Below are 26729 nucleotides of genomic sequence, written 5' to 3' on the forward strand. Positions count from 1 at the left end.
CCCGGTCACATTCCGAACCCGGAAGCTAAGACTCTCTGCGCCGATGGTACTGCAGGGGGGACCCTGTGGGAGAGTAGGACACCGCCGGACTTAACTTGGTAACACACAGAATGGCCACCCTCAGGGGTGGCCATTCTGCCTTAACCCACACACCCCGCACCACCGTGCTCGTGCGCGGTATCAACGAGGGAAGGCCACCCTCAGGGGTGGCCTTCCCTCGTTGACGTCCGGGTGAGAGTGCCCGTTCCGGTCGAGAGTGACCGTGCTACCGGGCACTCTCGACCGGAACAGGCACACTCCGGGCGGCCCGGGTGCCTCCGGGGCCGGCCCGGCCCGGGAGGGGGCGCCGTCGCGGCGCACCCTGTGCCCGCCGGCGCACGGTAAATCCTGCGCCCGCGAGCACAACCTGCGCCCCGAGAAACCCGCGCCACGAGAACGGTGATCCGCGGGATCCCAACGGCAGCCTGGGCGGGNCAACGACAACGGGGGAGGGACGGCGCCCGGCCGGCCTCGGCGCGCAAGACCACGGCCACCGGGACCAGAATGTCTTCGTGGGGGAGCCTGCTCGTGAAGTCGCGGCTACGCCGCCGCTGCCGCCTGCGCCACATCCGTCTGCCAGGTGCACGCAGAGGGCTGCCGGCATGCGAACCATCCGGCGAGAGTGCCCATTCCGGTCGAGAGTGACCGCGCTACCGGCCACTCTCGACCGGAACAGGCACAGCCGTTGGGCCCTGGGGGAGAGTGTCTCGTTGCGCAGACCGGGGTGGGAAGGACAGCGCCGGACCTGAGTCAGTCACAACAACCAATTGGCCACCTCTCGGGGTGGCCAATTGGCGTTAAGTTACGATTGAAGAGTCTGTCGAAATGACAGGCACAATTACACAGGAGACACAGTGAGCCCCACAGGATCGCACGATAACGAATCACGCGACGGCGGACGCGACGAACGTCGCTCCGGCGGTTACCAGGGCCGGTCGGATCGACCGCGGCAGGACGGCGATCGTCCTCCGTACCGGGGGAACTCCGAGCGTCCCACCGGTGGTGGCGAGCGTGCCCCCTACCGTGGGAACTCCGATCGTCCGCAGCGTGATGGTGAGCGTCCTCCTTACCGTGGTAACTCCGACCGCCCGTCCGCGGGCGGCTACCGTGGCAACTCCGAGCGCCCCACCGGTGGCGGCGAGCGTGCCCCCTATCGTGGCAATTCTGATCGTCCGCAGCGCGATGGTGAGCGTCCTCCCTACNGAAACCCGCGCCACGAGAACGGTGATCCGCGGGATCCCAACGGCAGCCTGGGCGGGCGCTTACACACGTGATCTGGCGGGCAGCCGGGCCGTCAGGGCACCGGAGGCGCCAGCGTCGGAGGTCCCTGGCACAGTCGTCGACGTGGATGAATCACGAAAGACCACAGATCCAGTCCTCAGGGCGCACTTCGAAGCGATTCGCCAGGACCACGAGAACGTCCTGCGCCGCACCGCCGAGTACGATGCCCTGGTCGCTGAGGCTCGTCGGTTCGAGAAAGCCATCCGGCGTGCCGGGACGAGAGCACGGCGAGCGAACGGCAGTACGTGACATTCAGCGGGCGACGGCGAGTGGCCGGACTCAGCGCTGCGGGAAGTTGTGCGGCAGAGTGCTGAGCACCGGCTGCAGGCGCTCCAGGCGGTCGCGCTCCAGGATCAGGGCGGCGAACTCGCGCGAGCGACGCACGGCCGCCACCCCGGCCAGGAACAACTCGGGCGGCACCGGGGGGAGGGGTGAGACAAAGGGAGCTGCCTCGGCGGCCAGGCTCTCGGCCAGGCGCACCCGGGTCGGGGGCGTCAGTTTCGCCGCCTGGTCCAGAAATTGAGCGATGCGGCGGGACAGGCGGTCGGGCAGCCGGATGATGTCGACCGTCTGCGCCCAGGTCTCGAGTTCCTCCGGCAGCCCGTGCACGGCGACCCGAAGCGTTGGCACTCGCTCGTGCTGGCTGTAGGTGCCGGCCAGGAGGTCACCCAGACGCTTCGACTTGCCGTTCAGCAGTGCCGTCGTGGCGGCCAGGCCGCCGAAGGTGAGGTAGATCTCGATCACGCCGAGCAGTGCGCGGATGAAGGCGTGCCGCAACTGGATTGCGCCGCCGTCGTCTCGCACGATCCGCGCCCCGATGGCGAGTTTGCCCAGGGATCGCCCGCCGGAGAGTGTTTCGACGGTCATCGGCACAACCAGGATGGAGAACACCAGCCCCACGATGCCGAGAGCCCGCACGAGCGCATCGTCGAGGGCCTGACCGGCCAGGATCGAGACGATGTAGGCCATCGCGAGGAAGAGCAGCAGGTACGCGACCCAATCGATGATCGTGCCCGCTGCCCGCAGGATGACGCTGGCCGGCCGCACGTCGAGCGCGACGGCCTCCCCCGTGAGGAGTTCATACTCGCTCAGCGGATACTCGCCGTGATCGGCCACATTAGCGGACTGCGCCATGTCTACTATTAGAACAGATGGACCTTGACGCGTATTCAGCGGCGCACCGCGCCGAATGGGGCCGCCTGGCCGAACTCGGCTCGCAGCGGCGGCTGTCCGGCGCGCAATCCGACGAGCTGATCGAGCGTTATCAGGCGGGTGCGACGCAGCTCTCCTTCATCAAGACCACCACCGGGTCGACCGTGCAGGGCGACCGTCTTTCCGTGGCGCTGTCCCGGGCCCGGTTGAGGTTCACCGGCGCCAGCGCCAGCGTGGTCTCCCAGATTCCGCGGTTCTTCGTGCTGCAGCTGCCGGCGGCCCTCTATCGCCTGCGCTGGCTGACCCTGGCGGTGGCGTTGGTCACGGTCGTGGTGGCCGGCCTCTACGCGATGTGGGTATCCGGGGACCCGCAGGTACTCGCCAACATCGGCTCCGACGCGCAGCTCCAAAAACTCGTCAACGAAGACTTCGTCAACTACTACTCCGAGAACCCGGCGGCATCCTTCACCGGCCAGGTCTGGACCAACAACGCGTGGATCGCCGCCCAGTGCATCGCCTTCGGCATCCTCGGCGTGTACGTGCCTTACATCGTGCTGCAGAACGCGCAGAACGTGGGGATCACGGCAGCCGTCATGTTCGCCTACGGCAAGGGCGACGTGTTCTTCCTCTACATCGCCCCGCACGGCATGCTCGAACTGACCGCCATCTTCGTGGCCGCCGCCGGAGGGCTCCGCATTTTCTGGGCCTGGATCGCCCCGGGCCCCCGCACCCGCGGCCAGGCCCTGGCCGAAGACGCGCGCGCACTGTCCACGGTGGCGATCGGTCTGATGTTCGTCCTGCTGGTCTCCGGGGTGATCGAGGGTTTCGTCACCCCGGCACCCTGGCCCTGGCCGGTCAAGATAGGCATCGGGGCTGCTGCCCTGCTGGCGTTCCTGGCCTACATGCTGGTGCTCGGCGGCCGCGCGGTGCGGGCGGGGGAGACCGGCGACCTGGCCGAATTCGAGGCCGGCAGCACTCGGATCTACGCGGCGTAGCCCTGCAGATCACCAGCCGCGGCCCGTGGCCCGAGCGCCCGCGGCCCGCGACTCAGAGGCGGCCGGCCGACTTCAAGGCGATGTACCGGTCGGCCAGGTCCGGCGGCAGATCGGCGGGCGCCCCGGTGACGACGTCCGCGCCCTGCTGACGGATGGCGGCCGACACCCGGGCCACGTCCAGCAGGGCCCGTTCGGCCGCCGCCGCCCGGTAGATCTCCTCGCGGTTGCCGCGTTCGCGGGTGGCCTGCAGGGTGGTGGGGTCGGTGACGGATGCCACGACGACGGTGTGGTGCCGGGTCAGCTGCGGCAGCATGGAGAGCAGCGCACTCGAGGCGCCGGCCGCATCGATCGAGGTGATCAGCACCACCAGTGCTCGCTGGGTGGTGACCTGGCGCACCTGGCCGGGCACCGAGGACCAGTCGGTCTCGATCAGCTCGGGTTCGATCATGGCCATCGTGTCGACCATGCGGGAGAGCAGCTCCGCTCCCTGCGCGCCCTGCACCCGCCCACGGGTGCGGCGGTCGTAGGCGATGAAGTCGACGCGGTCGCCGGCCTTCGATGCCAGTGCGGCGAGCAGCAGCGACGCCTCGAAGGCCGTGTCGAGGCGGGGCTCGTCGTCCACCCGCGCCGCCGAGGTGCGGCCGCTGTCGACGACGATGACGACCCGGCGGTCCCGTTCGGGCCGCCAGGTGCGCACCATGGTGTCGCCGCGCCTGGCCGTGGCCCGCCAGTCGATGGAGCGCACGTCGTCGCCCCGAACGTACTCGCGCAGGGAATCGAATTCGGTGCCCTGACCGCGCACCAGCAGGCTGGTGCGCCCGTCGAGTTCCTTGAGCCGGGTGATCCGCGAGGGCAGGTGTTTGCGCGCGTTGAAGGGCGGCAGAACCCGGATGCGCCCCGGCGCCAGCAGCGTCGCCTGCCGCGCCCACAGCCCGAGTGGCCCGGATGAGCGCACGGTCACCTGCTCCACCCTCCGCTCGCCGCGCCGAATCGGGGTCAACGTCAGCGACGCCAGGCGTCGTTCCCCGCGCGGCACGGTCAGCGGGGTGCGGTTGTTCCCGGCGCCGGCGGAGGGCTGCCAGGCATCCCGCAGCACCAGTCTCAGGTCCCGGGTACCGGTGTTGCTCAGGTACAGGTCGCTCGTCACGGACTCGCCCAGGCGCACCCGGGCGGGCAGGTTCCTGGCCAGGCCGATCGCGCGGGGCGACCCGGCGAGCGACAGGTCGAGGATGCCGAGGGCCAGCACGGTCAGCAGCCACAGCCCGAGCACGGCCGCCGCGGTGCCGGGCGTTCGCCCGAGCAGCACGATCGGCACGACGCCGAGGGCGACGAGGGCGACGAACCGGCCGGTGAGCGTCACGTTAGATCGGGACCTGCACCTGAGCGAGCACCGCGCGCAGGATCGCGTCCACCGACACGCCTTCGAGTTCGGCTTCGGGCCGCAGCTGCAACCGGTGCCGCCAGACCGGAAGCACCATGGCCTGCACGTGGTCGGGGGTGATCGAGTCGTACCCGCTCAGCCAGGCCCAGGCCTTCGCCGACGCGAGCAACGCCGTCGTGCCGCGCGGGCTGACCCCGAGCTTCACCGACGGGCTGCGCCGGGTGGCCCGGGCCAGGTCGACGATGTAGCCGAGCACGTCCGCGCTGGCGCCCACGGATGCCGCCGCCGCCTGCGCCGCCCTCAGCTCGTCCGGGCCGAGCACGGCGGTCACCCCGGCTCCGGCCAGGTCGCGCGGGTTGAAGCCGGTCGCGTGCCGCCGCAGCACCTCGAACTCCGCGTCGCGCTCCGGGATGTCGAGCACGAGCTTGAGCAGGAATCGGTCCAGCTGCGCCTCCGGCAGCGTGTAGGTGCCCTCGTATTCGATCGGGTTCATTGTCGCCGCGACGATGAATGGATCCGGCAGGGGAAGGGAAACGCCGTCGACGCTGACCTGTCGTTCCTCCATCGCCTCCAGCAGGGCCGATTGGGTCTTCGGCGGGGTGCGGTTGATCTCGTCGGCCAGCAGGATGTTCGTGAACACCGGCCCTTTCCGAAATTCGAACTCGCCGACCCTGGCGTCGTACACGAGCGAACCGGTCACGTCCCCCGGCATCAGGTCGGGGGTGAACTGCACCCGCTTGGTCTCCAGGCTGAGCGCGTGGCTGAGCGAGCGCACGAGGAGGGTCTTGGCGACCCCCGGCACACCCTCCAGCAGCACGTGACCGCGGGCCAGCAGCGCGATGATCAGGCCCGTCACGGCGCCGTCCTGCCCGACGACGGCCTTGCCGACCTCGGTGCGCACCTGGGCGAGCGAGCCTCGCAGGGTATCGACAGCGGTGTGAGTGCTCATGAGTCCATTCTTCCGGGTGGCGGTGGGGTTATCGCTCGGCTGGTCGCCCGCTCGAGCTCCTGGAGGCGGTCGGAGAGGGCGACCAGCTCGGCATCGATCGCGGGCACGCGGTCGACGAGGACGGACCGCACCTCGCCGCTCGGCCGGTCGGTCACCCGGGCCACGGCCTGGATCACGTCGTCGAGGTTCGCCAGGCGGGACAGCCCGACCTGGCCGGCGAGGCGCTGCACGGCCCCGACCCGCAGCGCGTCGAGAGCACGCAGGCGGGCGCCGCTGCGGGCGTACAGGCGGGCCCGGCCCTCCATCGTTTCGCTGGCACGCACGGTGACCGGCAGATTCTCGGCGACGAGGGGACCGAACCTCCTCCCGCGCCAGATCATCGCGGCCAGAGTGACGAAGACGAGGATCACCAGGGTGGGGGTGACCCAGCCTGGCGTCAGCTCGCCGAGCGAGGGGGGCCCGGTCCGCTCCACGTCCGCGATCGTCGGCAGGTACCAGACGACCTCGTCACCGGCTCCGAGCAGGTTGAGCGCGAGGGCCGCGTTTCCGGCGAGGGCGATCCGGTCGTTGCTGAACAATGAATCGTCCGCCACCAGAGTCAGGGTCCGACCAGATGCGACGCGTTCGACCACGGAGAACGCGCCGGTTGCCGAGGTGAAGCAGCCGGTCAGACCGGCCGAACCGGCCGGGAAGGTGAGTGTGCGCTCGCCGGGGGGCAGGGTCCCCGCTTTCACCGCGGCCGGCACGGAGCATCCGGCCGGCGCAGCCTTCTTGTCGGCGACGCCGCCGAAACCCACCTCGGGGGCGAGCGTCTGCAGCAGCAGGAAATCCGGGCCGGCGACCACGGTGCGCGGTGCCAGGCCGGCCATGGCGGTGAGCCGGTCGGCGGTGAGGAGTCCGCCCTCGTCGAAGAAGAAGACGGTCGGGTTCTCGGCCCGCCCGGCCGCGGTGCGCGCCTCGGCGAGGGTGTCGGCCACCGTCACGGACACGCCCTCGTGCTGCAGAACTTCGACCAGGGCCCGGCCGCCGGGCTGGGCGGCGCTGTCTGCGGCGAGGGGAGGCTTGCCCGCGCTGGTGCCGCCGGCGAGGAGCGTGGCGACGATCGCGACGAGAAGGGCCCCCGCCCCGGCCAGAACCCAGAACCGCACCCTGCGACCGGTGGCGCGCAGGGTCGGCGTGAGGGCGATCGCGTTCTCGGTCGACGGGCCGGCCGCAGAGACCGGGGTGACCGTCGCCGGCGCAGCCGCCTGCACGGTGGCTCCCCGGGGCGCGGGCGTCATGCGAGGGCCGACGGGGCGGGATCTTCGCGGCGTGCGGGCCGAGCGGAGCGGAGGTCGGCCTCGAGTGCGGCCAGCGCGAGGAAACGGGCCTCCGTGCCGACCACCCCGAGATAGCGCACCCCGTCGAAGGTCTCGGCGGCCTCGGCCAGCCTGACCGTCTCCGCGGGGAACGCCTCGGCCGCCCGGGCGGCGAACGAGTGCGCGGTGGTGCCGGGCAGGGCGACCAGGATCGTGCGCTCGGACAGCTCACGCGCCAGCGCGCGGAACATCTCCGCACTGGCCAGGCTCCAGTCCCGGTGGGAGGCCGCGGCGAGAGCCGCTCGGCGCAGGTCCGCGGCGGACCGGCGGTCGTCGACCCCGAATAGGTCGGCCGGAAGGCGGCTGCGCCGGTTCAGCCGGGGCAGCCCGAAAATGAGCAGCGCCGGCACGACGATGGCCGCCAGCACCACCGTGACGATGAGCGGAATCCAGCCGGCGAGGCCATCACCGGACGGTGCGGTGAGTGAACCGAACCAGTCGAGCACGGCCGAGGACACCCGGTCGAACCAGGTCGGCCGGGCCGCCTGGTAGGGGGCCTTGGCGAGTTCTTCCCGCAGCCACCGCTGCGCCTCGGGTGCGTCCGGATCGACCGGAATCGTTCCCCGCACCATCGTTTCGAGCCCCCAGTCGATCATGCCCGCACGGTCTCCGGCCCTGAAACCGCCGGAGTCGGCACCAGGTAGGGGTCAGGCACGTCGCTGCCGGGGACCGATTCGACGAAGCGCGCCAGTTCGAGGTCGAGGCCTTCCTTGCGCATCCGCAGGTCGATGTAGATCAGGGCGGTCGTGGCCGACTGCACCACCGACACCACGGCGCCGAGCACCAATGCGACGAAGATGATCAGCACGTACAGGATGACCGAGGGCAGGTAGGCGTCCAGGGCCGCGTTCGGGTCGACGAGAGACACGGCGACGCCGAACAGAAGCGACAGCGGTGTCGACACCACCTGGGCCACGATGTTGACGATGGCGGCAACCAGGAACTGAACGCCCAGGGTGCGCCAGAAGTAGCCCTGGGTGAGCGACCAGGATCGACGCACGGCCGCCCCGATGCCCAGGCGCTCGAGCACGATCAGGCTCGGCACGAGCGAGGTCCTCGTGAACAGCCAGGCGCCGAGGGAGAGGAGCGCGAGCGAGCCGAGGATGCCGCTGACCACGGCCAGCGCCACCCACCCTCCGCCGATCATGACGAAGGCCGCCACTGCGCCCGCCACCACGCCGATCCCCACGATCAAGCCGGCGCTGAGCAGGCAGGTCCAGAGCGCCAAAGGCCACAGGCGGCGTCCCGCCGAGCGCCACAGCGCCCCGAGCCGGAGTTTCTCGCCGAGCGTGGCCCGGGCCACCTCGACCACGATGACGCCCTGCAGCAGGGCGGACGCGAGCACGGACAGGGCCAGCGGCACGAGCGCCGAGAGCACGATCGTCAGGGTGGCGCCGGCCTCGACCTGGGCGCGGTCCTCGATCGGGGCGCTGGCGACGCGGTCGAGCGCGAAGAAGGTGACGAGCCCGACCACGACGAGCGTGATGAGGGTGATCGCGCCCTGCACGAGCAGGGCGCTGCCGAAGGTGGCCTTCGGGTTGCGCCGGAGAACCTGGAACGGCGCCCAGAGCAGGGTGCCGAAGCCGAGCGGTCGCAGCGGGATCAGTCCCGGACGCGGCGGCGGGGTCCACGCGCCGGTCGGAGGCTGTGCGCCGAAGGCAGGAGCAGGGCGCCCGTCATCGTTCGGGGAGTGCCAGTTCTGCGGGTCCGTCACGGATCCTATGCTGGCATACCTCGGCCCTGAATAAGGATGTTGAGCGGTCACACGGCACACTCGACTACTCTTAGCCCAGAGATTGACTGACTCACCGGGGTATTTTGGGTGACTGAGTGGAAAACGGTTTGATGAACGCACGTATTTTGGTCGTCGATGACGACACCGCACTGGCAGAGATGATCGGCATCGTGCTCAACGCCGAGGGGTTCGACCCGGTCTTCTGCGCGGACGGCTCCCTCGCGCTGGAGGCATTCCGCGCCGCCAAACCGGATCTCGTGCTGCTGGACCTGATGCTGCCGGGCCTGGACGGAATCGAGGTGTGCAGCCTCATCCGTGCCGAGTCCGGAACGCCCATCATCATGCTCACCGCTCGAACGGACACGACCGACGTCGTCAAGGGCCTCGAATCCGGCGCGGACGACTACATGGTGAAACCGTTCAACCCCAAGGAACTCGTCGCCCGCATCCGGACGCGCCTGCGGCCGGTCTCGACGGACACGATTTCCAGCCTGCAGATCGGGGACCTGGTCGTCGACGCCGCCGGGCACGAGGTGCGGCGGGGCGATCGCCAGATCAACCTCACGCCGCTCGAGTTCGACCTGCTCCTCGCGCTCGCCTCCAAGCCGCAGCAGGTCTTCACCCGCGAGATGCTGCTCGAGCAGGTCTGGGGTTACCACTACAAGGCGGATACCCGCCTGGTGAATGTGCACGTCCAGCGTCTGCGGGCCAAGGTCGAAGACGACCCGGACAACCCCCGCATCGTGATGACGGTGCGCGGCGTCGGCTACCGGGCCGGCGTGGCCGGGTAGGTTTTTCGTGGTCGTTCGCACCGGAGCCGCCCGCTTCACCTGGCGGGACTGGCGGGACTGGCGGGACTGGCGGGACTGGCCCGCCCGGATCGCCGCGACCTGGCGCTCGTCCCTGCAATTCCGCACGGTGACCATCACTGTGGCACTGTCGGGCATGGCGATCGGCGTGGTCGGGGTCTACGTGTCCGTCAGCGTGGGCAACGACCTCTTCCAATCCCGTCTCAGCCAGGTCCTGGTCGATTCGAGCCGGGCGACCGCCGCCGCGCAGGGCATCTTCGACGCCTCCGACGCCGCGGACCGGGTGGAGGTGCAGGCACTGGTCGGTTCCGCCCGCACCCTGATCACCGCGGCGTCCTCGAGCCAGCTGATCGCCATCTTCCGCGTGCCCGGGCAGGACGCCTCGACCGTGGCTCCCCAGGATTCCTCCTCCTTCGGCGATTCGAACGGAGTCATCACGAGCGATCTCCGCTCCTCCGTGCAGGACAACGCCGGGGAACAGTTCTGGCAGTCGGTGACGCTCGCGACGGATGACGGCGGGCAGGCCCCGGGGATCGTCGTCGGGTCGCAGATCGCGGTCCCGGTCGCCGGCCGGTACGAGCTCTACATCGGCTACAGCCTGGCCGACGCCGAGTCGACGCTGCTCTTCGTGCAGCGCACCCTCGGCGTGGCGGGCCTGATCCTGATCCTGCTGATCGGCGGGGTGACCTGGATCGTCGTGCGCTTCGTGGTGACGCCCATCCGCGTTGCGGCCGCCACCAGCCAGAGGCTCGCCTCCGGTGACCTCGGCGTCCGGATCCCGGAGAAGGGGGAGGACGTCATCGCGACCCTTGCCCGGTCGTTCAACGGGATGGCGGACAGCATGCAGAGCCAGATCAAGGAGCTTGCGGACCTCTCCGAGGTGCAGCAGCGCTTCGTGTCCGACGTCTCCCATGAACTCCGCACCCCGCTGACCACCATCCGGCTGGCCGGCGACGTGCTCTACGACCAGCGGTCCACCTTCCCGCCGGCCATCGAACGCACTGCCGAACTCCTGCACACCCAGGTCGAACGGTTCGAACTGCTGCTGAGCGACCTGCTCGAGATCAGCAAGTACGACGCGGGCTCCGTGCAGCTGGAGACCGAGCCGACCAACCTGGTGCACCTCGCCGAGGACGCCATCGACGGTCTGCGATCCCTGGGTGAGTCGAAGGGCACCGATCTCATGCTGGTCGCGCCGGGCGGGCATCTGGACGCCGAGGTCGACCCCCGCCGCATCCGTCGGATCATGCACAACCTGATCGGCAACGCGATCGAGCACGGGGAGGGCCGGCCCATCATCGTGTCCGTCGACAGCAACGAAAGCGCCGTGGCGCTGTCCGTGCGTGACTACGGGATGGGCATGAGCCCGGCCGAGATGGCTCACGTCTTCGACCGGTTCTGGCGCGCCGACCCGTCCCGCAAGCGCACCATCGGCGGCACGGGTCTCGGCCTGTCCATCTCCCTCGAGGACGCGGTCGTACACGGCGGCTGGCTGCAGGTCTGGTCCCGGCCGGGTGAAGGGTCCTGTTTCCGGCTGACCCTGCCCCGACTGGCGAACGGCGAGTTGTCGACGTCGCCGAGCCCGCTGCCGCCGGACGATGCCGGGGCGGCGAGTCCCGCCGCCGTCCTCCGCGGAACGGAGGAGAACGATGCATGACCGCACCCGATTCCTGGGCGCACTGGCCGTGTGCGCGCTGCTGCTGACCGGATGCTCCGGCATCCCGAGCGAGGGCGGGGTACGAGCCGGCCAGGCCGCGCAGCCCGGCTCCACGCCGGCGCCCGTCTTCCTGCCGTCCCGGCCGCAGAAGGACGCCAGCCCCGAAGGGATCCTGCGCGGCTTCATCGACGCCGCCACCAGCCCGGAGAACGACTACGCGATCGCCCGGGAGTTCCTGGCGCCGAACTACAGCGGCGCGTGGGAGCCAGACACCGGTGTGACCATCGACGACGGAACCGGCCGCAGCATCGTCGCGGTGGGAGACACCCAGCAGATGCAGTTCTCGGTCAACCCGGTCGCCGAGGTCGACGCGGCCGGTGAGTACCGCGAGATGGAGTCCTCCGCGGCGGTCTCCCTTCGCTACCAGTTCGTGCAGGTCGGCGGGCAGTGGCGGATCAGCGCGGCACCGAACGGCACGGTGATCGACCGGAACATCTTCGGTGACGTGTTCACCTCCCAGGCCCTCTACTTCTTCGACCCGGGCTACGCCTATCTGGTGCCCGACCTGCGCTGGTACCCGCGCGGGGCGGCCACCCTGACGAAGATCGTCAACGGCCTGCTCGGCGGACCCAGTCCATGGCTCAGCAAGGCCGTCTCGACGGCTTTCCCGGACGGCACCAAGCTCACAGCGGATGCCGTTCAGGTCGTCGCGCGGGACGCCAAGGTCGACCTCAACAGCGAAGCCCTCAACGCCGACCGGGTCACCCTGCAGCGGATGGAGGCCCAGCTCCGCGCCAGCCTGCCGCCCGGGCTGACCGTGAGCATCACCATCAACCGCAACTCGCAGGAGATCGGCGACCTGGGCGCCAGCGCCCCGGCCCTGAACCCCCGCGTCGACGCCCGGGCGCTGATCCTCCGGGAGGGGGAATTCGGCTTCCTCGCCGCGACCGGCAAGGCCATCACGTCCATCCCAGGCCTATCGGAGACGGTCGTTTCCCTGAACCCGACCTCCGTCGTGCTCTCGCCGGGCCAGACGATGGCGGCTGTCCTGGCCGCCGGGGGCGTGTACGGGGTGCGGGTCGGCGACGACCCCGTACTGCTCGACCCGCGTGCGGGCCTGATCCCGCCCGCGGTGGACAACTTCGGGTTCGTCTGGTCCGTGCCGTCGAGCCGGCCGGGGGAACTGTTCGTGTACGGGCTGAACGGGGACGCCGTCGCCGTGCCGACGCCCTGGTCGGAAGCCTCGGCGATCCAGTCGCTGCGGGTGTCGCGGGACGGCACCCGGCTGATCGCTCTCCTCCGGAACGGGACGGACACGCGGTTCGTCGTCGTGGCGATCACCCGGGAGAAGAACATGCCGGTCTCCCTCGGCGACGCGGTGCAGCTGGCCTCCGAGGCCGGTGTCCCCGTCGACGCAACCTGGATCGACGAGCTCACGGTGGCCTACCTGAACCGGTTGTCGAGCGGAGAGGAACGGATCGTGACCCAGCAGCTCGGCGGCGTCAGCGCCCGCCTCGAGTCCGCGCCGGACAGCACCGGGATCGTCGGCAGCAACAGCCTGCGCGACCTCCGGGCGATCTCGTCCACCGGGGGGCTCCTGGTGCAACGCGGGGTCGGCTGGCAGGAACGCCTCGGCGGTCTGACCCTCCTGGCCACCCAGCAGGGCATCGGCGGGTAGCTCCTCCACCGCCGCGCGGTGCCCCCGGCCCGCACAGGTCGGGGCCGCCGGACGCGCTCCGACGCGCCGGGGCGCACGCTGGCCGGATGAGGAGACCGGATCAAGCGGTGCGGGCCGCCCTCGACGCGTGGGCCGTGGTCATGCCCACCGTCTGCAGCGGCTGCGACGCCCCGGACCGCGCCCTGTGCCCCGCCTGCCGCCAGGCGTTGCTCCCGGCCGTGCATTCCTCCGAACGGCTGGGAGTGAGCATGTGGTCCGCCCTCGACTACACCGGAGTGCCCCGGCGCGTGCTGGGCGCCTTCAAGGACGGTGGGCGAACGGATGCCGCCGGCGCGCTCGCGGTGCCGCTGCGGGCGGCCATCGTCGCCGCCCTCGCCGCCCAACCGGAGCCGGGCATCCATCTGGTCACCATTCCCTCGTCCCGGGGCGCGTGGCGCAGCCGGGGCTACCACCCGGTGGAGTTGCTGCTGAGGCGGGCCGGGCTGCGCGCCAGCGGGGTGCTCAGGCCCTCCGCGGAGACGGTCGACCAGGTGGGTCTCGGCATCGAGGCCCGACGCCGCAACCGGGCCGGGTCGCTGACCGCCAGGCGGCCGCTCGGCGGTTTTCGGTGCCTGATCGTCGACGATATCCTGACCACCGGCGCCACCGTCCTCGAGGCGCGACGCGCCGTGCTGGATGCCGGCGGGCAGGTGGTCGGAGTGGCAACAGTGGCGGAAACACGGCGTCGTCATCCGGTCACCGGAGGTTCATCTGAAACTCGTTGACAAAAGCTGTGACTTATCCGGCGCACCGGGCTACGGTAATCATAAAGGCGCGTAATAATCGCCCAGATATGGGCGGTTCGCCAGATCTGGAGGTCGTCATGGAAACAAACATCGTGGGACGAAACCTGGGGATCACCGATCGTTTTCGGGAGTATGCCACCGAGAAGGCCGAGAAGGTCGCCGGCCTCGCGGACAAGGCCCTGGCTCTTGAAATCAAGCTGAGTCGGCACCGTGAGAAGAACGGGTCCACCGGAAATGACCGGGTCGAGTTGACCCTGATCGGCAAGGGTCCGATCGTTCGGGCCGAGGCGGACGGTTCCGACAAGTACGCCGCCTTCGACGTCGCGCTGGGCCGGTTGCTCGAGCGCGTGCGCCGGGCGAAGGACCGCCAGAAGGTGCACCGCGGCGGAGCCCACCGGCCGATCTCGCTGCACGACGCGGCATCCGTCGACTTCAGCGTCGTCGACATCAAGCCGGCCGACGCCGAGACCCTCGAGCGCGTGCGCACCGGGGCGATCAACATCGTCACCGATGAGGAAGCCGCGGCACCGGCAGAGGAGCCGGCCGAGGTCTACAGCCCGGTCGTCATCCGCCGCAAGGTGTTCGCCGCGTCCCCGATGACCGTCGACGATGCCCTGTACTTCATGGAACTCGTCGGGCACGACTTCTACCTGTTCCAGGACGCCGAGACGAAGCGCCCCAGCGTCGTCTACCGACGCAAGGGCTGGGACTACGGCGTCATCGAACTGGACGAGAACGCCGAAGAGGGCGGAGCGGCCGTGCAGTCGGCCGGATAACGCAGCCTCTGACCAACTAGCCTTGTTATAGTTGCCGAATATCGGTCGCTGCAAGCGTCCGACGACGACGACAGGCGTGTGCACACGCCGTGACGACTAGTGGAGTGCATTTCGTGGCCTCAATCCTGGAAAAGGTTCTTCGTGTTGGTGAAGGGCGCGTGCTGCGTCGCCTCGAGCAGTACGCGAAGGCCATCAACGCGCTCGAAGAAGACTTTGGCCACCTCACCGATGAGGAACTGAAGAACGAGACCGTGTTGCTGCGAGAGCGCTACTCGGGCGGTGAGTCGCTGGACGACTTGCTGCCCGAGGCGTTCGCGGCCGTGCGCGAAGCCTCCACCCGCACCCTCGGCCTGCGTCACTTCGACGTGCAGCTGATGGGCGGGGCCGCCCTGCACCTGGGCAACATTGCCGAGATGAAGACGGGTGAGGGCAAGACGCTGGTCGCCACGACCGCCGCCTACCTGAACGCCATCACCAGCCGCGGCGTGCACATCATCACGGTCAACGACTACCTCGCCAGCTACCAGAGCGAGCTGATGGGCCGCGTGTTCCGGGCCCTGGGCATGACCACCGGCTGCATCCTCTCCGGGCAGACGCCGGCCCAGCGCCACGACCAGTACCTCGCGGACATCACCTACGGCACGAACAACGAGTTCGGCTTCGACTACCTCCGGGACAACATGGCCTGGCAGGCATCCGACATGGTGCAGCGCGGGCACTACTACGCCATCGTCGACGAGGTCGACTCGATCCTGATCGACGAGGCGCGGACGCCGCTGATCATCTCCGGTCCGGCATCCGGCGAAGCGAACCGCTGGTTCACCGAGTTCGCCAGCCTGTCCAACCGGCTCATTCCCGACGTCGACTTCGAGGTCGACGAGAAGAAGCGCACCGTGGGCGTGCTGGAATCGGGCATCGAGAAGGTCGAGGACTACCTCGGCATCGACAACCTCTACGAGTCCGCGAACACCCCCCTGATCTCGTTCCTGAACAACGCCATCAAGGCCAACGCCCTGTTCAAGAAGGACAAGGACTACGTCGTGATGAACGGCGAGGTGCTCATCGTCGACGAGCACACCGGCCGCATCCTGATGGGCCGTCGGTACAACGAGGGCATCCACCAGGCCATCGAGGCCAAGGAGGGTGTGGCCGTCAAGGCAGAAAACCAGACCCTGGCCACGGTGACCCTGCAGAACTACTTCCGGCTCTACTCGAAGCTGTCCGGGATGACCGGTACGGCCGAGACCGAAGCCGCCGAGTTCATGAGCACGTACAAGCTCGGCGTGGTCTCCATCCCCACGAACAAGCCGATGAAGCGCATCGACCAGGCCGACCTCGTCTACAAGAACGAGGAAGCCAAATTCGGCCAGGTCGTCGAGGACATCGTCGCCCGGCACGAGAAGGGGCAGCCGGTCCTGGTCGGCACGACCAGCGTGGAGAAGAGCGAGTACCTGTCGCGGCTGCTGGCCAAGAAAGGCGTGCGCCACGAGGTCCTGAACGCCAAGAACCACGCCCGTGAGGCCGCGATCGTCGCGCAGGCCGGGCGTCTCGGTTCGGTCACCGTCGCCACCAACATGGCCGGTCGAGGAACCGACGTCATGCTCGGTGGCAACGCCGAGTTCCTCGCCGTCGCCGAGATGAACGCGAAGGGCCTGAGCCCGGTCGAGACGCCGGACGAGTACGAGACGGCCTGGGACGATGTGTTCGCGGGCGTCAAGGCCAAGGTCACCGAAGAGGCCGACAAGGTCGTCGAGGCCGGTGGCCTCTACGTGCTCGGTACTGAACGCCACGAGTCGCGCCGCATCGACAACCAGCTCCGTGGCCGCAGCGGCCGTCAGGGCGACCCCGGCGAGAGCCGCTTCTATCTGTCGCTCACCGACGACCTGATGCGCCTGTTCAACGCGGGTGCCGCCGAGAGCCTGATGGGTCGCCAGGGGATCCCCGACGACATGGCGATCGAGTCCAAGGTCGTCAGCCGCGCCATCCGCTCGGCGCAGTCGCAGGTTGAAGGCCGCAACGCGGAAATCCGCAAGAACGTGCTCAAGTACGACGACGTGCTGAACCGCCAGCGTGAGGCGATCTACGGGGACCGCCGCCACATCCTGGAGGGTGACGACCTGCACGAACGCACGCAGCGCTTCCTCGAGGACGTCATCGACGAGGTGCTCGACGTGCACACCGGCGACGGCAACGGCGATGACTGGGACTTCGACGCCCTCTGGACCGAACTCAAAACCCTGTACCCGGTGGGACTGACCATCGACGAGGTCGTCGCCGAGGCCGGGAACCGCGGCAAGATCAACCGCGACTTCATGCGACGCGAAATCATCTCGGACGCCAAGCTGGCCTACCAGCGCCGGGAAGAGTCCCTCGGTTCACCGGCGATGCGCGAACTCGAGCGTCGCGTGGTGCTGTCGGTCATCGACCGCCGGTGGCGCGAACACCTCTACGAGATGGACTACCTCAAGGACGGCATCGGCCTGCGCGCCATGGCCCAGCGCGACCCGCTGGTGGAATACCAGCGCGAGGGCTTCGCGATGTTCCAGCAGATGATGGGCCAAATCCGCGAGGAGACCGTCGGCTTCCTCTTCAACCTCGAGGTCGAGGTCAGCCAGGCCCCCGGTGCCGTGGCCAGCCCCGTCGTCGCGGCCAAGGGGCTCGCCCCGGCCGACGCCGCTGAGGAGAAGCTCAGCTTCACCGCCCCGAGCGACTCGGGCGGAGTCGAGGTGCGCGACCAGCGCGGCCAGATCCAGCAGGCGGCCACGGACCGTGCCCGCCGGGCCGGCGCCGCCACCCCCGCCGCCGACGAGACGGATGCCGCCCCGGCGCCCGCCCAGCGCGGCGCGTTCGGCCAGCGCGACACCTCCGACCCGGCGCCCGTCAACCGCGCCGAGCGACGGTCCCAGGGCAAGAAGTAGCACCCGCCGGGTCGTGGAAGAACGCCCTCGTCCCTGCGACGAGGGCGTTTTTTCTTCAGCTGCGAGTCACAGCACGTTGATCGCGCTGGCCCGCCAGCGCTTGTCCAAACCCTCCAACCGGATCGCCACCGCGCGCACCCTCACCTTGCTGTGCACGATCACCACGGCCTCGATCACGCCGTCCCGTGGCTCCGAGATGGTGACCCGGCCGATCGTGATGGCTGGTCGCTGGGCCCGCTGCCCCTTGACGGCGCGTGCCCGGGCGGAGAGGACGACCCGTTTGAGCAGGTGCCGGTAGACGTCGTCGCTGACCCACCGGGCGAGCTGGTCGAGTTCCCTCGCTCCGGCCAGGACCTCGATCACGCAGCGCGCGAGGTTGATCAGGAGCGGTTCCGGGTCGGGCAGCTGGGCCCGGGAACTCGGCTGATGGCCGAAGAAGTCATCGGCCTGGAATTTCTCGCCGCGGGAGCGGGAGGCGGGGGTCTGTGCCGTGCTGGCGGCTGGATCGCTCATGACTCCTCCGGGTGCGTGAGTCCGCCGGCCGTGACAGGGTCTGCGCGGGCCGTCGGGTGGTGCCGGCGTTCGGGTGGATCACCGGACACCCCCGCAGTGGGGGTGGAGTCCTTGGGCGCTACTCAACCAGCTGGGCAGCATGGTGTCGAGGGCTTATAAGCCCTGTGGATAACCGGAGCGATCCGTCGGTGGCGGGCGCTAGCTTCGGTGTGTGCGCTGGGACAATCTGTTCGACGATCTCGAGGGGCAGCTCGAACACGAGCTGAACGCCGAGGAGACTGACCTGCGCGCGGAAGAGGAACGGCTCCGACTCGGCCGGCTCTCCCTGCGCAACCGGCTGACCGGTCTGGCGCGAGCCTCGGGCCTCGGGGCCGGCGTGCTCCGGGTGGTGCTGGCGTCGGGGGAGACGCTGACCCTCCGACCGACGACGTTCGGCCGGGACTGGCTGGCCGCGGACCTCCTCGACGCGGGGTCCACGGGCGCGCAGTGTGTCCTCCCGCTCGCGGCGGTCGCCGGGGTGATCGTGCGACGCGACGAGATCCCCGACTCGCTCGTCACCGAGCCGGAATCGGCCGTGCGGCTCGTCGACCGCATCGGGCTGCCCTTCGTGCTCCGCGACCTGTGCCGGCGGCGCGCGAACATCGAGGTGCACACGCGTTCCGGGCCGCTCCGCGGAACCATCGACCGGGTCGGCCGTGATCACGTCGACCTGGCGGTGCACGCAGCGGGAACGCTGCGCCGGGAGTCGGAGGTGCACCAGTACCGGATTGTGCCGATCACCGAGATTCAGCTCGTGCGGTTGCCCTAGCGGTCGTCCATTCCCCGCGTGACGTCACTGTCGGGGCGGATGATGGTGCCGCCGGACAGCTCGGGGATGTTGCCGAAGTCGGATTGCTGCCACAGGGACATGCGCCGGGCCTCCTCGTACTTGGCCTCGATGAAGGACTCGAGGACCACGCGCTCGACCCGCCATACCCCGGCCGGGCCGGTACCGACAACGCCGACGGTGGTGGCAGCGCCGAGCCGGATGGCCGGGAGCTCGCCGGTGCGCACCAGCTCCAGCACCTCGCCCACCGACAACGACAGGATCTCGGCCGTGTCGGCGACGGTGAGGAAACGTCCCACACCGGTGGCACCCGCTGAATCGTTCATGGAAACGATTATGCGTCTCCGCGTGATCGCAGTGGGCAGGGCGGGTTGCGGCTGTGGATAACTCTCCCGCGTGGGGGAGAAGACGACGACGATGGACTCACGGACACCCCATCGAACGGGAGGCAGGCGTGGTGAGCAAGCCGGCGAAGAGCACAGGCCAGCGATTCTGGTTCGACCCCCGATTCGCGATCGGCCTGGTGCTCGTCGTCGCGGCCGTCGTGGGGGTCTACTGGATTGTGGCGGGAAGCGACCAGACCACGGCCGTGTTCGCCGCCCGGTCCACCCTCGCCGTGGGAGACCACGTCGAGGCGTCCGACCTGGTGGCCACCCGGGTTCGCCTCGGGTCGGCCGATGCCCTCTACGTGACGCCCGACCGGCTGCCGCAGGAGGGCCTGCTGGTGACCCGGACCATCGCGGCCGGCGAGCTCGTGCCGGCGTCCGCCGTCGGGCGCACCAGCGGCGCCGAGTCGACCAGCATCGTGGTAGAGCTGACGAGCAGCCTCGCCGCCAGCATCGGACCGGGCTCCGTGGTCGACGTCTGGTCGTCGCGTTCCACCGGGCAGGCGGCATACGGGCCGCCCACGGTGCTGGTCGGGCGGGCCGCGGTCGTGCGTCTCATCGAACCGTCCGGGCTCGCCGCCACGTCGGGCATCCGTTCGCTGGAGGTCCTGGTGCCCAAGGACACCGTCGCGGCCGTGCTCGAGTCGATCGCGAACCGGGACGCGATCGCCGTGGTGCCCGTCAACGCGCCCCTGGGGGAGTAGCCGTGGCCACCCTCGCGCTGGCGTTGGACCGGCACACGGAAGACCGACTGCTGGTGGACCTGATCGAGCGGGGCCATGTGATCGTCGCCCGCTCGGCGTCGGCGGGCGAGCTCATCCTCGCGCTGCGCCAGAGCGCCCCGGAGATCGTGCTGGTCGGCGCCGCCCGGACAACCCTCACGGCGGACCTGATCGCCGCCTGCGATACCCAGGGGGCGCGGCTGATCGCGCTCGCCGCATCCGATCAGGACCGCCGCCATGCGGCCGGCCTCGGGCTGCTCGACGTGCTGGATGCCGCCACGGACTGGTCGGAGATCGAGGACCTGATCATTCACGGCGTCGCCATCCCGCTGCGGGTCGGCGACCCGCGGGCCCTGGCCGGGACCCGGCCCGGCGCCGTGATCGCGGTGTGGGGTCCCTCCGGAGCTCCGGGCCGAACCACCCTGGCCATCAACATCGCGGCCGAAATCGCCGCGGTCGGGCACACCGTCGTCCTGGCCGACATCGACACGTACAGCGGCTCGGTCGCCCCAGCCCTGGGCATGCTCGACGAGGCCCCCGGGTTCGCGGCGGCGTGCCGGCTGGCCGGCACGGACAGCCTCACCCAGTCCGAGCTCGAACGCGTTGCGCAGCGCTACAACACGCCCCAGGGCGCCTTCTGGGTGCTCACCGGGATCGGCCGGCCGTCCCGCTGGCCGGAGCTCTCCGCCGAACGGGTCACCCGCACCATCGACGAACTGCGCCGGTGGGTCGACTATGTCGTGCTCGACACCGGCTTCAGTCTCGAGAGCGACGAGGAGATCTCCAGCGACCTGTTCGCCCCCCGGCGCAATGCGGCCACCCTCACCGGACTCCGGTGCGCCGACCACGTGGTCGCGTGCGGCCTGGCCGACCCGGTCGGAATGGCCCGGTTCCTGCGCGCCTGGGTGGACCTGGCCGAGGTGGTCACGACCAGCCGGATCAGCGTGGTGATGAATCGGGTGCGGCGGGGAGCGGTCGGACTGGACCCGAACGGCCAGGTGGTGTCTGCCCTGCGCCGCTTCGGCGGAATCGAGTCCCCGATCCTGGTCCCGCATGACCAGCAGGGGGCGGATGCGGCCATCGTCGCGGGCCGCACCCTGCGGGACGCCGCGCCGAAGTCGCCGGCGCGAGCCAGCATCCGCCGGTTCGTCCGCACGGAACTCCTGCCCGTCCCCGCGCCCGCCGCAAGCCGGCGCCGGAGGGAAACGTGGTGGCGCCGGCCGGCCGTCGCCGGCTGAGCCTGGGGTCGGTCCGGCCCGGGGTCAGTCCTGCAGGGGAACGACGTCGATCCGGGACCCGGGACCCGTGACGACCATCACCCTGTGGCCGGTGACGCCGTGGAGCGCCTGGGTGAGCTGTTCCACGGATGCCGTGTCACCCACCGCGTCGGAGCGGCGCCACACCGTGACGGATGCCCCGGTGGCCTCGTCGATCGCCCGCACAAGCGGTGCCGGGTCCGCACCCGTCACCAGGAACACCCGGCCGATGGTGCGGGCCCGGCGGGGGACCTCGGCGATCTCGGAACGGTCCCGCCTCCACACGGAGAAGTGGTACCCGGCGGCGAGGCCGGTGGCCACGAGCAGGCCCAGCGGCGCCCGCACCCGATCGAGCAGGCTCTGGCCGGTGACGTCCCCGAGGGCGAATTCGAAGATGCGGTAGCCGATCACCAGAAGCGTGACGATGGCGACGGCGGCGCTGACCCCGAACACCAGGATCAGGTACACCCGCCGGCCCGTGGCGGCGATCCGGTCCGGGGCGACGGGGGTCGCCGGCTTCCAGGCGACCCACCACACCGGACCGCCCACCAGCAGCGCGCTGATGCCGCCCAGCAGGAGGGTGCGCGTGTCGGAGCCGGCCAACGAGGTGGTCAGGGCGGCGAGGATCGCGTTCACCACCACGCCCAGCCCGGATGCGGCGGCGACCAGGCCGATACCGGAGGTCACCAGCTGCGTCGCCATCCGGGTGGTGCCCGAGCGGGCCAGGGTGAGACGCCAGTGGTAACTCCAGACCAGCGCGCCGACGGCGGCCGCGGCCAGGCCGGCACCGAGGAGATCGAGCATGGCGGTGATCGGGTCAGTGCGATCGAAAGCGAGCCGGAGGAGCAGGAACAATACGGTACCGGCACCGGTCAGGGTCAGAATCGCGGCCCCGGCCACCCCGACGAGCACCAGAGTCACGTCGGCGAGCCCGCCGCGCAGGTCTTTGGCCCGGTTGCGGATCCACTGCCACCACCACACGAACGCGCCGCCGGCGAACCAGACCAGCGCCTGCAGGGTCAGCCGCCACCAGGGCTCGCCCACCGTGACGCTGGACCCGAAGGCGTCGACGGCCGCGTCGATCAGGGAAGCGAGCGCCGTGACGGCGCCGCCCACCGCGACCACAAGCCCGAACACCGAGCCGAGGACGGGGGCCACAGACACGAGCTGGGTGGGACTCTTGGTCTTGTGCCGGGACATCCACTGGTGCCAGGCCCACACCCCGGCCCAGACCACGCCGGTGGCGAAGATGAGCGGCTGCCAGTCGGTGCGCACGAGGGCGGCCGCCGTGGCCAGCAGGGCGCTGGTGGCGGTCACGAGCGAGACCGTGGACATGCCGGCCAGATACAGCCCCCAGGCAATGGAAGACCGCTCCTGGCCGTCACCCATCCGCCGCCACAACACCCACCAGAGCACGGCGGCGAAGGGCCCGGCGATCAGGGTGAAAGCCAGGGATCGGGCGAGCCCGGTGATATCGCCGGAGACGAGCGCGTTTCCGGCGTCGAGAAGGCGCCCGAGCACCCCGCTCAGGCCGATCGCCGCGATCACGACCAGCGCGAAGAGCAGGATGAAGACGATCACCCGCCGCGCGGTGGGCTGCGCCGCGCTCTGCCCGGAGGCGGACGATTTACGCGCCGCGATCACGATCCCGGCGATGCCGGCGCCGATCACGGCGATCAGGAGCAGGAGCACGATGCTGGCCATCATGAGGCCGCCTTCGGGTTCGGGCAGATCATGAGTTCATACGGGGTGTCGTCGATCAGCCAGTCGCCGTTCACTTTGACCAGATCGAACACGCCTTCCGTCTCGTATTCGTCGGCGCCGAAGGGACCGTTCCCGGACGAGGTGACGATGGATACCTTCACGTCGGCGGATTCGGCTCGTTCGGTGGTCGACACCAGGGTGACCCGGAGGTCACCCGTGGGCGAACGGTCGAACTTCTCGCAGCCCGAGAAAGCGTCCTCGGTCAGAAACTCGCCGGCGGCCTGTTCGTCGCCGTCGATGACCGCCGTGGCGTAGCCCTGCACGACTCCTTCCGGGGTCCCCGGATCGAGCGCCTGGGGTTCGCCGCGGGTGAAGACCGCGACCAGGGCCACCACCACGAGGACCGCGATCACGGACAGGATGATAATCAGGGTGCGATCGGGCTTTCCATTCGCTGTGCTCATAAGCACAGCATGGCCCAATTCACGCTCTCTCACCTTCGGTGATGTCGGCGGGCAGCCGGGCCATCTAGGCTATTGACCGTGTCGACGCTCAGTAATCTCGTACTTGCCCAGGGCCGCAGCAGCGCGGAGGACGTGGACTGGCTCCACATGCTCGTCGCGGACGGCCAGCTCCTCGCCGACCTTGCCTTCGCCGACATCGTGGTCTGGGTGCCCAGCAGCACCGGCAGTTTCGTCGCGGTCGCCCACGCCAGGCCCTCCAGCGCCGCCACCCTGTTCTACCGCGACTTCGTGGGCCAGGCCATCAAGGTGGAATGGCGCCAGCAGGTCACCGAGGCCTTCGAGACGGCCAAGATCGTCGACACCACGGCGCCGGACTGGTACGAGGAGACCCCGACCCGGGTGCGGGCGATCCCGGTCAGGCGACGGCTCTCCTCGACCGGGTCGCAAATCTCGGATGCGCCGGTGGCGGTCCTCACCCGGCACACCAACCTGAGTGAGGCCCGCACGCCCAGCCGCCAGGAGCTCACCTTCAACGACTGCGCCAACGACCTCTTCGCCATGATCGCGTCGGGCGATTTCCCCGATCTGGGCGCGCCCACCGGCCCCCGCCGCGGTGCTCCGCGAGCCTCCGACGGGCTGATCCGGCTGGACGTCGACGGCGTGACCACGTTCGCCAGCCCGAACGCACTCTCCGCCTTCAACCGGATGGGCTTCATCGAGGAGCTGGAGGGGGAATCGTTGGCCGAGGTCACCACGAGCCTGCTCACGGGCACGGCCGTCGTCGACGAGACCCTGCCACTGGTCGTGACGGGCCGGGCGCCGTGGCGCACGGACGTCGAGGCGCGCGGGGTCACCGTGTCGCTGCGGGCCATCCCGATCCGCAACCGGGGCGAGCGGATCGGGGCGATCGTGCTCTGCCGGGACGTCACCGAGCTGCGGCACCAGGAGCGGGAACTGATCACGAAGGACGCGACGATCCGGGAGATCCACCACCGGGTCAAGAACAACCTGCAGACGGTGGCCTCCCTGCTGCGCATCCAGGCCAGGCGCACCCACTCCGACACCGCCCGGGAAGCTCTCAACCAGGCCATGCGCCGGGTGGCGGCCATCGCCGTCGTGCACGACACGCTCTCCGAGGGCCTCAATCAGAAGGTGGACTTCGATGTGGTGTTCGACCGTGTCCTGCTGCTGATCATGGAGGTGGCGTCCGCGCACAACACGACGGCGCATCCGAAATCGTCGGGCAGTTTCGGCATCCTGCCGAGCTCCTACGCGACCCCGTTGGCCCTGGCGCTGACCGAGCTCGTGACCAACGCCGTGGAGCACGGCCTGGCCGGGCGCGAGGGCGAGGTGTCGATCGAGGCCGAGCGCAACGAGGAGACCCTGACCGTGCGGGTCCGCGACAACGGATCGGGACTGCCGGAGGGCAAGGTCGGGTCGGGGCTGGGCACCCAGATCGTGCGCACCCTGATCCAGGGCGAGCTCAGCGGCAGCATCGACTGGCACACCATGATGGGCAGCGGAACCGAGGTCACCATCGAGATCCCACTGCGGTACATGCGCGAGGCGTAGCCCCGGGCCACCGGGGACATGAAGAAAGGCCCGGCTGGTCAGCCGGGCCTTTCTTCATGTCCCCGGTGCAGCGGTGAGGCCACGGGGGGCGTGCGCTAGGACGCGCGACGGGCCCGGGCGGCGCGGCGCTTGAGGGCACGGCGCTCGTCTTCGCTAAGGCCACCCCAGACGCCTGAGTCCTGGCCGGTCTCGAGCGCGTACTGGAGGCACACCTCGGTGACGTTGCAACGTGCGCAGACGGATTTTGCCTTCTCGATCTGGTCCACCGCGGGTCCAGTGTTGCCTACCGGAAAGAACAATTCCGGGTCGGCTGTGAGGCAGGCAGCTTTGTCGCGCCAGTCCATAGAGATGCTCCTTGATTGCAGGGATGCCTGGCCGATTGGCCGAAGATGAGAGGCTGCCGGTTGCAGGAAGGGTAACGGATCTACACAATCAGATCGACTCACGTCCCTGTGAGCGTCAACCGGGCCTCAATTATGGTCGCATAATGGTGGAGTCAAATCAATAGTTCTGTATGGGATATCTCTGTGAATTCAAGGTCAGACCACAGCCGGGACGCCGCCGACGGGGCCGGTGGGGTGCGCCGCCCGCGCGCCGTGGTGCTTCTGGCAGCCCTCCTCTGGGCAGAGGCTGCCCTCCTCTGGGTGGCCGTCGTCTGGCTCATCCTCGAGCTGCTGACCGCCACACCGACCTCCCTCGCCAGCGCCATCGCGATCCTGGTCCTGGTGGTCGTCGCGGCCGCGTGGGTGAGTGCGGTCGCCGTCAACTCCCTGCGGCGCCGGTCCTGGATCCGCGGTGCGGCCGTGACCTGGCAGCTGGTGCAGATCGCGGTGGCCGTCGGCTGCTTCCAGGGCCTGTACGCCCGGCCCGACCTCGGCTGGGCCCTGCTGCTTCCCTCGATCGTCGTGCTCGGCCTGCTGTTCACACCGCGCGTGATCGCCGAGACGACGACCCCCGCGCCCGAGTAACGCCAGGCGCCGGAGCACCAGGACGCCCACGGCATCCGCTGACCGTTCAGCGATCCCGAGGCGCCGCACGGCCGGTACTCGGTGCCGCAGGGCCCCTCAGGGCCATCCTCAGGCGGCTGAGAGGCGTTCCCGGATCAGGCGGCGAGGCCCAGCTTCTTGCGCAGGCTCGCGACGTGTCCGGTGGCCTTCACGTTGTAGAGGGCCACCGCGATCGCGCCGGCCTCGTCGATCACGAAGGTCGACCGCAGCACTCCGGTGACGGTCTTGCCGTACAGGTTCTTCTCGCCCCAGGCGCCGTAGCTTCGGTGCACGGCGAGGTCGGCGTCGCTGAGTAGGGGGAAGGTGAGCTCGTCGGTCTCCTGGAACTTCTTCAGCTTGGCCGGCGCATCCTTCGACACCCCGAGCACGCGGTAACCGGCAGAGGCCAGCGAAGCGAGGTTGTCACGGAAATCGCAGGCCTGCTTGGTGCAGCCGGGAGTCATCGCCGCCGGGTAGAAGTACACGACGACCTTCGAACCGGCGAAATCGGACAGCGAGACGGCGGTCCCGTCCTGGTCGGTCAGGGTGAACTGGGGGGCCTGGTCGCCGGCCGCGAGGCGCGTGGATTCCGTCATGCCCCCACGCTACCGAACGAATTCGACGGAGATTTTGGGCCAAACAGGCCGGATCGGCGCAAAAGCGGCTTGTAGCAGCAAAATTTTGGCTCTCCTGTCGTAACCGTGGGTTAAACCCGGCCGGGGAGCACTGGTTTGTGGCCGCCGAGGCTGAGCATGGCGAGGGCGATGAGGGCGTCGGGTGATTTGAA

General features: G+C 69.6%; 24 protein-coding genes and 1 rRNA gene. 13 read left to right on the plus strand and 12 right to left on the minus strand.

All coding sequences use genetic code 11. The features are described from left to right. Positions 1-90 (plus strand): 5S ribosomal RNA (gene rrf, locus E3T24_RS10910); the annotation flags it as partial. A 1509-nt stretch (positions 91-1599) separates the two neighbouring features. Here the strand turns inward: rrf and E3T24_RS10915 are convergent. Continuing rightward, a complete protein-coding gene (locus E3T24_RS10915; protein WP_134366896.1) occupies positions 1600-2454 on the minus strand; it encodes an RDD family protein in 855 nt (284 codons plus the stop codon). 17 nt (positions 2455-2471) lie between these two features. Between E3T24_RS10915 and E3T24_RS10920 the strand changes: the two genes are divergently transcribed. Further along, a complete protein-coding gene (locus E3T24_RS10920) occupies positions 2472-3467 on the plus strand; it encodes a stage II sporulation protein M (protein WP_134366897.1) in 996 nt (331 codons plus the stop codon). 52 nt (positions 3468-3519) lie between these two features. Here the strand turns inward: E3T24_RS10920 and E3T24_RS10925 are convergent, their stop codons facing one another. From E3T24_RS10925 to E3T24_RS10945, 5 genes are read right to left on the minus strand one after another with little or no spacing between them, the layout of a single operon-like run. Continuing rightward, positions 3520-4827, minus strand: coding sequence for a DUF58 domain-containing protein (locus tag E3T24_RS10925; protein WP_134366898.1), 1308 nt, complete (start codon positions 4825-4827; stop codon positions 3520-3522). 1 nt (position 4828) lies between these two features. Further along, positions 4829-5797 carry a MoxR family ATPase gene (locus tag E3T24_RS10930; RefSeq protein WP_134410313.1) on the minus strand — a complete coding sequence of 323 codons (969 nt, stop codon included), beginning with the start codon at positions 5795-5797 and terminating at the stop codon, positions 4829-4831. Next, positions 5794-7077, minus strand: a complete 1284-nt coding sequence (locus E3T24_RS17365; protein WP_166787172.1) for a DUF4350 domain-containing protein — start codon at positions 7075-7077, stop codon at positions 5794-5796. The genes E3T24_RS10930 and E3T24_RS17365 overlap by 4 nt, the downstream gene beginning before the upstream one ends. Then, positions 7074-7751, minus strand: coding sequence for a DUF4129 domain-containing protein (locus E3T24_RS10940; RefSeq protein ID WP_134366900.1), 678 nt, complete (start codon positions 7749-7751; stop codon positions 7074-7076). Before E3T24_RS10940 ends, E3T24_RS17365 begins: the two co-directional genes overlap by 4 nt. Then, positions 7748-8869, minus strand: a complete 1122-nt coding sequence (locus tag E3T24_RS10945; protein WP_134402931.1) for a hypothetical protein — start codon at positions 8867-8869, stop codon at positions 7748-7750. Before E3T24_RS10945 ends, E3T24_RS10940 begins: the two co-directional genes overlap by 4 nt. 131 nt (positions 8870-9000) lie before the next feature. Between E3T24_RS10945 and mtrA the strand changes: the two genes are divergently transcribed. The 6 genes from mtrA to secA all read left to right on the plus strand — a co-directional run bounded on the left by mtrA (position 9001) and on the right by secA (position 17513). Next, positions 9001-9681, plus strand: coding sequence for an MtrAB system response regulator MtrA (gene mtrA / locus E3T24_RS10950; RefSeq protein ID WP_134366902.1), 681 nt, complete (start codon positions 9001-9003; stop codon positions 9679-9681). A 7-nt stretch (positions 9682-9688) separates the two neighbouring features. After that, complete coding sequence (gene mtrB / locus E3T24_RS10955) at positions 9689-11356, plus strand: MtrAB system histidine kinase MtrB (protein WP_241975983.1); 1668 nt, start codon at positions 9689-9691, stop codon at positions 11354-11356. Next, positions 11349-13034, plus strand: coding sequence for an LpqB family beta-propeller domain-containing protein (locus tag E3T24_RS10960; RefSeq protein WP_134434618.1), 1686 nt, complete (start codon positions 11349-11351; stop codon positions 13032-13034). The genes mtrB and E3T24_RS10960 overlap by 8 nt, the downstream gene beginning before the upstream one ends. Positions 13035-13120: 86 nt before the next feature. Beyond that, positions 13121-13798, plus strand: a complete 678-nt coding sequence (locus E3T24_RS10965; protein ID WP_134366904.1) for a phosphoribosyltransferase family protein — start codon at positions 13121-13123, stop codon at positions 13796-13798. A gap of 98 nt (positions 13799-13896) precedes the next feature. Beyond that, positions 13897-14595 (plus strand): ribosome-associated translation inhibitor RaiA, encoded by a 699-nt coding sequence (gene raiA, locus E3T24_RS10970; protein WP_134366905.1) that lies wholly within the window; start codon positions 13897-13899, stop codon positions 14593-14595. A 113-nt stretch (positions 14596-14708) separates the two neighbouring features. Next, positions 14709-17513, plus strand: coding sequence for a preprotein translocase subunit SecA (secA, locus tag E3T24_RS10975; protein WP_134402932.1), 2805 nt, complete (start codon positions 14709-14711; stop codon positions 17511-17513). A gap of 66 nt (positions 17514-17579) precedes the next feature. On the opposite strand, the gene E3T24_RS10980 is transcribed toward secA, so the two are convergent. Then, entirely contained in the window at positions 17580-18026 is a 447-nt protein-coding gene (locus tag E3T24_RS10980) for an Rv3235 family protein (protein WP_241975985.1), read from the minus strand. A gap of 211 nt (positions 18027-18237) precedes the next feature. Between E3T24_RS10980 and E3T24_RS10985 the strand changes: the two genes are divergently transcribed. After that, positions 18238-18834 (plus strand): hypothetical protein, encoded by a 597-nt coding sequence (locus E3T24_RS10985; protein WP_134405561.1) that lies wholly within the window; start codon positions 18238-18240, stop codon positions 18832-18834. On the opposite strand, the gene E3T24_RS10990 is transcribed toward E3T24_RS10985, so the two are convergent. After that, a complete protein-coding gene (locus E3T24_RS10990; RefSeq protein WP_134405559.1) occupies positions 18831-19178 on the minus strand; it encodes a helix-turn-helix domain-containing protein in 348 nt (115 codons plus the stop codon). The genes E3T24_RS10985 and E3T24_RS10990 overlap by 4 nt on opposite strands. 131 nt (positions 19179-19309) lie before the next feature. Here E3T24_RS10990 and E3T24_RS10995 point away from each other — a divergent pair, with 131 nt between their 5' ends. Together E3T24_RS10995 and E3T24_RS11000 are read left to right on the plus strand one after the other, a co-directional pair. Then, positions 19310-19942 (plus strand): hypothetical protein, encoded by a 633-nt coding sequence (locus tag E3T24_RS10995; RefSeq protein WP_134366172.1) that lies wholly within the window; start codon positions 19310-19312, stop codon positions 19940-19942. A gap of 2 nt (positions 19943-19944) precedes the next feature. Further along, on the plus strand, positions 19945-21198 hold the full coding sequence (locus E3T24_RS11000) for a regulator (protein WP_174776549.1): 1254 nt from the start codon (positions 19945-19947) through the stop codon (positions 21196-21198). Between the two features lie 24 nt (positions 21199-21222). Here E3T24_RS11000 and E3T24_RS11005 read toward each other — a convergent pair whose 3' ends face one another. Further along, the gene (locus tag E3T24_RS11005) at positions 21223-22923 is read right to left on the minus strand and encodes a DUF5671 domain-containing protein (protein WP_241975987.1); all 1701 of its coding nucleotides are present in this window, start codon (positions 22921-22923) and stop codon (positions 21223-21225) included. Continuing rightward, the gene (locus E3T24_RS11010; protein ID WP_134366171.1) at positions 22920-23384 is read right to left on the minus strand and encodes a hypothetical protein; all 465 of its coding nucleotides are present in this window, start codon (positions 23382-23384) and stop codon (positions 22920-22922) included. The genes E3T24_RS11005 and E3T24_RS11010 overlap by 4 nt, the downstream gene beginning before the upstream one ends. A 78-nt stretch (positions 23385-23462) precedes the next feature. Between E3T24_RS11010 and E3T24_RS11015 the strand changes: the two genes are divergently transcribed. Continuing rightward, on the plus strand, positions 23463-24956 hold the full coding sequence (locus E3T24_RS11015) for a PAS domain-containing sensor histidine kinase (protein WP_134366170.1): 1494 nt from the start codon (positions 23463-23465) through the stop codon (positions 24954-24956). Between the two features lie 95 nt (positions 24957-25051). Here E3T24_RS11015 and E3T24_RS11020 read toward each other — a convergent pair whose 3' ends face one another. Then, positions 25052-25300, minus strand: a complete 249-nt coding sequence (locus E3T24_RS11020) for a WhiB family transcriptional regulator (RefSeq protein WP_035837005.1) — start codon at positions 25298-25300, stop codon at positions 25052-25054. Positions 25301-25483: 183 nt separating this feature from the next. On the opposite strand from E3T24_RS11020, the gene E3T24_RS11025 reads away from it, so the two are divergent. Next, positions 25484-25924: a hypothetical protein gene (locus tag E3T24_RS11025; RefSeq protein WP_241975989.1), complete on the plus strand. Its 441-nt coding sequence runs from the start codon at positions 25484-25486 to the stop codon at positions 25922-25924. Between the two features lie 134 nt (positions 25925-26058). Here the strand turns inward: E3T24_RS11025 and bcp are convergent, their stop codons facing one another. Next, on the minus strand, positions 26059-26538 hold the full coding sequence (bcp, locus tag E3T24_RS11030) for a thioredoxin-dependent thiol peroxidase (RefSeq protein ID WP_134402934.1): 480 nt from the start codon (positions 26536-26538) through the stop codon (positions 26059-26061). Between the last annotated feature and the right edge of the window lie 191 nt (positions 26539-26729).

The organism is Cryobacterium sp. TmT2-59 (assembly GCF_004403545.1).
Lineage (GTDB): Bacteria > Actinomycetota > Actinomycetes > Actinomycetales > Microbacteriaceae > Cryobacterium > Cryobacterium shii.

Coding starts and splice junctions, on each gene's coding strand:
- raiA (WP_134366905.1), top strand. CDS start 13,897: ATGGAAACAAACATCGTGGGACGAAACCTGGGGATCACCGATCGTTTT.
- E3T24_RS17365 (WP_166787172.1), bottom strand. CDS start 7,077: ATGACGCCCGCGCCCCGGGGAGCCACCGTGCAGGCGGCTGCGCCGGCG.
- E3T24_RS10960 (WP_134434618.1), top strand. CDS start 11,349: ATGCATGACCGCACCCGATTCCTGGGCGCACTGGCCGTGTGCGCGCTG.
- E3T24_RS11010 (WP_134366171.1), bottom strand. CDS start 23,384: ATGAGCACAGCGAATGGAAAGCCCGATCGCACCCTGATTATCATCCTG.
- E3T24_RS10990 (WP_134405559.1), bottom strand. CDS start 19,178: ATGAACGATTCAGCGGGTGCCACCGGTGTGGGACGTTTCCTCACCGTC.
- E3T24_RS11020 (WP_035837005.1), bottom strand. CDS start 25,300: ATGGACTGGCGCGACAAAGCTGCCTGCCTCACAGCCGACCCGGAATTG.
- E3T24_RS10940 (WP_134366900.1), bottom strand. CDS start 7,751: ATGATCGACTGGGGGCTCGAAACGATGGTGCGGGGAACGATTCCGGTC.
- E3T24_RS11005 (WP_241975987.1), bottom strand. CDS start 22,923: ATGATGGCCAGCATCGTGCTCCTGCTCCTGATCGCCGTGATCGGCGCC.
- E3T24_RS10980 (WP_241975985.1), bottom strand. CDS start 18,026: ATGAGCGATCCAGCCGCCAGCACGGCACAGACCCCCGCCTCCCGCTCC.
- mtrA (WP_134366902.1), top strand. CDS start 9,001: ATGAACGCACGTATTTTGGTCGTCGATGACGACACCGCACTGGCAGAG.
- E3T24_RS10920 (WP_134366897.1), top strand. CDS start 2,472: ATGGACCTTGACGCGTATTCAGCGGCGCACCGCGCCGAATGGGGCCGC.
- E3T24_RS10915 (WP_134366896.1), bottom strand. CDS start 2,454: ATGGCGCAGTCCGCTAATGTGGCCGATCACGGCGAGTATCCGCTGAGC.
- E3T24_RS10930 (WP_134410313.1), bottom strand. CDS start 5,797: ATGAGCACTCACACCGCTGTCGATACCCTGCGAGGCTCGCTCGCCCAG.
- E3T24_RS10965 (WP_134366904.1), top strand. CDS start 13,121: ATGAGGAGACCGGATCAAGCGGTGCGGGCCGCCCTCGACGCGTGGGCC.
- bcp (WP_134402934.1), bottom strand. CDS start 26,538: ATGACGGAATCCACGCGCCTCGCGGCCGGCGACCAGGCCCCCCAGTTC.